The sequence below is a fragment of the Stenotrophomonas sp. UBA7606 genome, assembly GCF_002477705.1.
Classification (GTDB): domain Bacteria; phylum Pseudomonadota; class Gammaproteobacteria; order Xanthomonadales; family Xanthomonadaceae; genus Stenotrophomonas.
Genome location: NZ_DLJW01000134.1, coordinates 1 through 6,030 on the forward strand (window position 1 = coordinate 1; position 6,030 = coordinate 6,030).

Consider the following 6,030-nt stretch of genomic DNA (forward strand, 5'->3'; position numbering starts at 1 on the left):
CGCGCCCGCTGCGAGCGCTTCCTGGCCAACACCAAGCTGCAGCCAAAGCAGCGCGTGCGTGAGCTGTCCAAGGGCATGGTGGTGCAGCTGCACCTGGCCCTGGTGATGGCCATCGACGCCAAGGTACTGGTGCTGGACGAACCCACCCTGGGCCTGGACATCATGTACCGCAAGGAGTTCTACCAGCGCCTGCTGGAGGACTACTTCGACGAACAGAAGACCATCATCATCACCACCCACCAGGTGGAAGAGATCGAGCACATCCTCACCGACGTGCTGTTCATCCGCGATGGCCGCATCGTGCTCTCCACCGACATGGAGACCTTGGCCGAGCGTTACACCGAGTTGCTGGCCTCGGCCGAGACCCTGGACGCGGCCCGCGCGCTGGGCCCGATCGACGAACGCGCCCTGCCCTTCGGCAAGACCGTGCTGCTCTACGACGGCGTCGACCGCAGCCGTATCGCCGCCCTGGGTGAAACCCGCAACCCCGGCCTGGCCGACCTGTTCGTGGCCACCATGAAGGGAACCTACGCATGAACGCCGTCCACCACATCACCCCGCTGCGCAAGTTCAAGTGGCTGCTCAAGCGCGAATACTGGGAAAACCGCGGCGGCTTCCTGTGGGCACCACTGATCGCCGGCGGCGTCTCGCTGCTGCTGTCGCTGATGGCCATCGTCGGTGGCCTGTGGGCGGCCAACCGGGCAGCCAGGAACGGCGATCTGCATATCAATGGCGTCAACGTCAACGGCCTGGACCTGCAGATGCTGACCTCGCAGATGACGCCCGAGGACATGGGCAAGTGGGCCGACGGGATGAACTTCACTCTGCTGCTCAGCGGCGGCTGGCCCTTCATCGTGCTGGGCTTCGTGGTGTTCTTCTATTGCCTGGGCGCGCTGTATGACGACCGCCGCGACCGCAGCGTGCTGTTCTGGAAGTCGATGCCGCTGTCCGATACCCAGGCCGTGCTGTCCAAGCTGACCAGTGCCCTGCTGGTGGCGCCGCTGCTGGCCACGCTGCTGGCGATCGCCACCATGCTGTGCTTCATGCTGATCATCAGCATCGTGGTGCTTGCCCACGGCGGCAACCCGATAACCCTGATCTGGGGCCCGGGCAACCCGCTGAGCATGGCCGCCGGCTTCATCTCCCGCATCCCGGTGTACGCACTGTGGGCGCTGCCCACTGCCGGCTGGCTGTTGTTGTGCTCGTCCTGGGCCAAGAGCAAGCCCTTCCTGTGGGCGGTCATGCTGCCCGTGTTTGCCGGCATCATCGTCAGCTGGTTCGGCATGATGAAGCTGTTCGGCCTCAATGCCGGCTGGTTCTGGGGCCATGTCGTCGGCCGCCTGCTGCTGGGCACCGCGCCAGGCATCGACCTGGCCTACAACGCCAAGGACATCAGCGGGCACAAGCTGCAAACGATGGTCAGCGGCTTTTCCCCCGAGGTGCTGTTCGCCTCGCTGGCCACCCCGGAACTGTGGATCGGCGCTGTGGTCGGCGTAGTGTTCATCGTGCTGGCCATCTGGCTGCGCCAGCGTCGCGACGAAATCTGATTCTGCAAACGCAAACACGAGGATTCCTGATGAAGATCACCCCCGTCCTGCTCGCCCTCGGCCTGTTGCCCGGCGCCGCCTTCGCCGAGGACCACTGCAAGTTCAGCCAACCCCAGGCCCTGGACCTGCAGTTGGCCGGCGCCAAGGCCGTCGTCTTTGAAGTCAACAGCCATGACCTGCGCCTGCAGGCCAGCCCCGGCGCCAAGGCCACGCTCAGCGGGCGCGCCTGCGCCTCCACCCAGGACATGCTGTCGCAGCTTTCGCTGAGCCAGCAGAAGGTGGGCGACAAGCTGGTGGTCACACTCAAGCGCGAAAGCCGCGGTTTGAACATCAACCTCAGCGGCAGTACCTATGCCTACCTGGACCTGACCGGTACGCTGCCGGACAACATCCTGGTCCAGCTGAAGGTCGGCTCGGGCGATGCGGCGCTGACCGGCGCTGATTCGATGAGCGCCGACGTCGGCTCCGGTGACGTGGTTGCGCGCGACATCAAGGGCTTGGCCACCGCTGCGGTGGGCTCGGGTGACGTCGAACTGCACAACGTCGGTTCGGCCTATGTCGTGTCGGTCGGCTCGGGCGACGTCAAGGTCAACGGCGTACGTGGCGATGCGCGCGTCGGCAGTGTCGGCTCCGGTGACATTGAACTGCACGGCGTGCAGGGCACGGTGCGTGTTGAAAGCATCGGCTCAGGCGACGTCGATGTACGCGATGCCGGTGGTGCGGTAAGCCTGGGTTCGCTGGGCTCCGGCGATTTCGAAGTGCGCGGTGCCGCCAGCCTGACGGTGGACCGCGTCGGCAGCGGCTCGGTGAACCATACCGGCATCCGCGGCGCCATCGACCTGCCCAAGAAGCGCTGACTCCTTCCCTGACGCAACGGAACGCATGCCATGAAGATCCTCAACGCCTCCCTGCTTGCCCTGGCCCTGGCCCTGCCCCTCAGCGCCTGTGGTGAACGCCCGCAGGCCAACGACACCAGCGGTGAAACCACGCTGGGCCAGAAGGTCCGCGAAGCCACCAACGACGCCCGCAAGAAGATGCAGGAAGGCAACATCAGCATCACCAGCGATGGTGCCAAGGTCGAGATCGCCCCCAACGGCGACCTGCTGATCAACAACACGGCCGTGGCCCTGAACGACAGCCAGCGCGCCATCACCCAGCAGTACCGCAGGCAGATGATCAGCATTGCCGAGGCGGGCATCGAGATCGGCGTGCAGGGCGCCAACCTGGGTAGCCGCGCCGCCGGTGAAGCCATCAAGGGCCTGCTGTCGGGCAACACCGACCAGATCGAGCAGCGGGTCAATGCCGAGGCCGAGAAGATCAAAGCCAGCGCCAACCAGTTGTGTGACCAGTTGCCGGCCCTGATGGCCACCCAGCAGCAGCTGGCGGCAGCGGTGCCGGAGTTCAAGCCCTATGCGAAGATGGACCAGGGCGACATCGACGACTGCCGTGCCGGCAACGTCCAGTTGCCCTGAGCAGCCAGTCGGCGGGGGGCGTTAGAATGAGCGTCCCCCGTCGTCGTTTCCATCGCCATGAAAAAGCTGCTGTTGTTGATCCTGGTTGTCCTGGCCACCCTCGCCACCGGCTGTGACCGCGAGAAGTACGCCGAGCACCGCAGCGAGCGCAGCAAGCCCAAGACCGAGGTGACGCTGGAACGCATCGCGATCCGTCGCGCGCCCTACCCGAACCTGGACATCCTGCCCGACGGCCGCCTGCGCGTGGATGACATCGTCATTCCCTTGAATGCCGAGCAGCAGGCGCTGCTGCAGACCAGCTTCGTCAAGCTGCAGATCATGCGCCAGAACACCCTGGTGGACGCCGACCCGGCCTCCGCCGCCGAGCGTAGCCTGCCCCTGCAGGTGCCGGCGGGGCAAAGCCCATTCCCGGCCGACCTGGCACAGCAGATCCACGAATTCGAGAAATACGACGAAGCCCTGGCCAACCTGCGCGCCGTGCGCTGAGCCAGCCGCCCCCTGGGAAACGCCAATGTAGTGCCGAGCCATGCTCGGCAGAGGCTTTACCAACAAAGCCTGCAGAAGCGGCATACGCCGCGAAACTGCCAACACCCGAAAGGCTCAAAAGCCAACCCCTCCCCAGCCCTCCCCTTCGTTGCGCGAAAGGGAGGGGGGAAAGCGGGGCAATGCCGACCATGGCCGGCACTACCCGCCTCAATGGTCGTGGATACCACCCAGCGTCAGCGCCGCCGGATCCAGCAGCCGCTTCAACTCGGCCTCTGACAAGCCACTGTCTTCCAGCGCCACGTCCAGCACCGGCCGCTGCTCCTTGTAGGCACGCTTGGCAATCGCCGCCGCCTTCTCGTAACCAATGATCGGGTTCAAGGCCGTCACCAGGATGGGGTTGCGCGCCAGCGCCTCCCGCACCCGCTCCTGCTTGACCACCAGACCGGCGAACGCCTTGTCGGCCAGCAGGTTCATCACATTGGACAGCAACTGGATCGAATCCAGCAGGTTGGCGGCAATCAGCGGCAGTGCCACGTTCAACTGGAAGTTGCCGGTCTGCCCAGCCACGGTGATCGCCGTGTGGTGGCCGATGACCTGCGCGGCCGCCATCACGGTGGCTTCCGGAATCACCGGATTGACCTTGCCCGGCATGATCGAGCTGCCCGGCTGCAGCGCCGGCAGCTCCAGTTCGCCCAGACCGGCCAGCGGCCCGGAATTCATCCAGCGCAGATCATTGGCGATCTTGATCAGGGCCACCGCCAGCGCATTGAGCTGACCTGACAGCTCCACCGCATCGTCCTGTGCAGCCAGGCCTTCGAATTTGTTGGCCGCGCTCTCAAACTTGACCCCGGTACTGGCCGACAGCGCACGCGCGACCTTGCCACCAAAGCGCGGGTCAGCATTGATGCCGGTACCAATGGCCGTGCCGCCCAGCGGCAGCCGGCGCAGGCGCTTCAAGGCGTCCTCGATGCGGCCCTCGGCCGAGGCCAGTTGGGCCGACCAGGCGCCGAACTCCTGGGCAAAGGTCAGCGGCATGGCATCCATCAGGTGGGTGCGGCCGGTCTTGACGATCTTGCCCAGGCCGCGCGCCCGCTTGTCGATGGTCTTGCGCAGGTGCTTTAGCGCCGGCAGCAGCGATTCCATCGTTTCCAGCTGGGCCGAGACGCGGATGGCGGTCGGGATCACGTCATTGGAGCTCTGCCCCAGATTGACGTGGTCGTTGGGGTGCACCGCCGTCTTGCCGGCCTTGCCGCTGTGGTTGGCCAGGGTGGCGATGACCTCGTTGGCATTCATGTTGGACGAGGTGCCCGAACCGGTCTGGTACACGTCGATCGGGAAATGTTGGTCGTGGGCGCCGATGGCGACCTCGGTGGCCGCGGACTGGATCGCCTTGCCCACGCCCTTGGGCAGCAGGCCCAGGCCGGTGTTGACCTCGGCAGCGGCGCCCTTGATCAAGCCAAGCGCGCGGATGAAGGCGCGCGGCATGCGCTGCCCGGACACCGGGAAGTTCTGCACCGCGCGCTGGGTCTGCGCGCCCCACAGGGCCTCGGCGGGCACCTGCAGTTCACCCATGCTGTCGTGTTCGGTCCGGAAACCTGCTTTGGAAACCTTGCTCATCATCAACTCCGCACAATCTTATTGTTGGGGAAGGGAAAGCTGCGGCTGGCGGTGGGCAGATTTCCCGGGCTGGCGGCTACGCCCACCATACCCGCCTGCCCGGGCAAACACATCCGCGGCCGATGGGACAGAACGGCCCGGCAACGGCGAGGGCCCGGGCAGCGTAGAATATGCGCCCCCGCCACTGCCCAACTGCACGCCGCCATGACGGATACGTCCCGCCAAGAAGCCGCCCTGCTCGCCCTGTCCCCGCTTGATGGCCGTTATGCCGGCAAGGTCGACGCACTGCGCCCGATCTTTTCCGAGTACGGCCTGATCAAGGCCCGCGTCAAGGTCGAGATCGAATGGCTGCTGGCGTTGGGCGCCGAGCCGGGCATCGCCGAGCTGGCGGACTTCTCGGCCAGCGGCAAGGCCAAGCTGCGTGCACTGGCTGATGGTTTCTCGGTCGACAACGCCGCCCGCGTCAAGGAAATCGAGCGCACCACCAACCACGACGTCAAAGCCGTGGAGTACTTCATCAAGGAGCAGCTCAAGGACGATGCCGAGCTGGCCCCGGCGCTGGAGTTCGTGCATTTCGCCTGCACCAGCGAGGACATCAACAACCTGTCCTACGGCCTGATGCTGGCCGAAGCCCGCGAAAAGGTGGTCCTGCCGGCCTATGGCGGCATCGCCGCCGCGCTGCGCCAGCTGGCCCATGCCCAGGCCGCGCAGCCGATGCTGTCGCGCACCCACGGCCAGACCGCCTCGCCGACCACCCTGGGCAAGGAAATCGCCAACGTCGTGGCCCGCCTGGAGCGCCAGATCCGCCAGATCGGCGCGGTCGAGCTCACCGGCAAGATCAACGGCGCCGTTGGCAACTACAACGCCCACGTCGTGTCCTACCCGGACGTGGACTGGCCGGCCTTCGC

At 65.8% G+C, this 6,030-nt stretch carries 7 protein-coding genes; 6 read left to right on the forward strand and 1 reads right to left on the reverse strand.

The genetic code is table 11. From position 1 onward, the window contains the following. The 5 genes from B2527_RS19275 to B2527_RS19295 all read left to right on the forward strand — a co-directional run. The coding region (locus tag B2527_RS19275) for an AAA family ATPase (RefSeq protein ID WP_343124774.1) at window positions 1–537 on the forward strand (537 nt) is incomplete at its 5' end. Next, window positions 534–1,547 (forward strand): hypothetical protein, encoded by a 1,014-nt coding sequence (locus B2527_RS19280; RefSeq protein ID WP_293717310.1) that lies wholly within the window; start codon window positions 534–536, stop codon window positions 1,545–1,547. The genes B2527_RS19275 and B2527_RS19280, both read left to right, overlap by 4 nt. A 29-nt stretch (window positions 1,548–1,576) precedes the next feature. After that, window positions 1,577–2,404: a DUF4097 family beta strand repeat-containing protein gene (locus B2527_RS19285; RefSeq protein ID WP_293717311.1), complete on the forward strand. Its 828-nt coding sequence runs from the start codon at window positions 1,577–1,579 to the stop codon at window positions 2,402–2,404. 30 nt (window positions 2,405–2,434) lie between these two features. Beyond that, the gene (locus B2527_RS19290) at window positions 2,435–3,019 is read left to right on the forward strand and encodes a DUF2884 family protein (RefSeq protein WP_293717312.1); all 585 of its coding nucleotides are present in this window, start codon (window positions 2,435–2,437) and stop codon (window positions 3,017–3,019) included. 57 nt (window positions 3,020–3,076) lie between these two features. Then, window positions 3,077–3,505, forward strand: coding sequence for a hypothetical protein (locus B2527_RS19295; RefSeq protein ID WP_293717313.1), 429 nt, complete (start codon window positions 3,077–3,079; stop codon window positions 3,503–3,505). A gap of 207 nt (window positions 3,506–3,712) precedes the next feature. Here B2527_RS19295 and B2527_RS19300 read toward each other — a convergent pair whose 3' ends face one another. Further along, window positions 3,713–5,122, reverse strand: coding sequence for a class II fumarate hydratase (locus B2527_RS19300; protein WP_293717314.1), 1,410 nt, complete (start codon window positions 5,120–5,122; stop codon window positions 3,713–3,715). Between the two features lie 204 nt (window positions 5,123–5,326). On the opposite strand from B2527_RS19300, the gene B2527_RS19305 reads away from it, so the two are divergent. After that, on the forward strand, window positions 5,327–6,030 hold a 704-nt coding region (locus tag B2527_RS19305), incomplete at its 3' end, for a lyase family protein (RefSeq protein WP_293717315.1).

Excerpts from the sequence above, each read along its gene's own strand:
- B2527_RS19280 (WP_293717310.1), top strand. The coding sequence starts at position 534 with ATGAACGCCGTCCACCACATCACCCCGCTGCGCAAGTTCAAGTGGCTG.
- B2527_RS19300 (WP_293717314.1), bottom strand. The coding sequence starts at position 5,122 with ATGAGCAAGGTTTCCAAAGCAGGTTTCCGGACCGAACACGACAGCATG.
- B2527_RS19295 (WP_293717313.1), top strand. The coding sequence starts at position 3,077 with ATGAAAAAGCTGCTGTTGTTGATCCTGGTTGTCCTGGCCACCCTCGCC.
- B2527_RS19290 (WP_293717312.1), top strand. The coding sequence starts at position 2,435 with ATGAAGATCCTCAACGCCTCCCTGCTTGCCCTGGCCCTGGCCCTGCCC.
- B2527_RS19285 (WP_293717311.1), top strand. The coding sequence starts at position 1,577 with ATGAAGATCACCCCCGTCCTGCTCGCCCTCGGCCTGTTGCCCGGCGCC.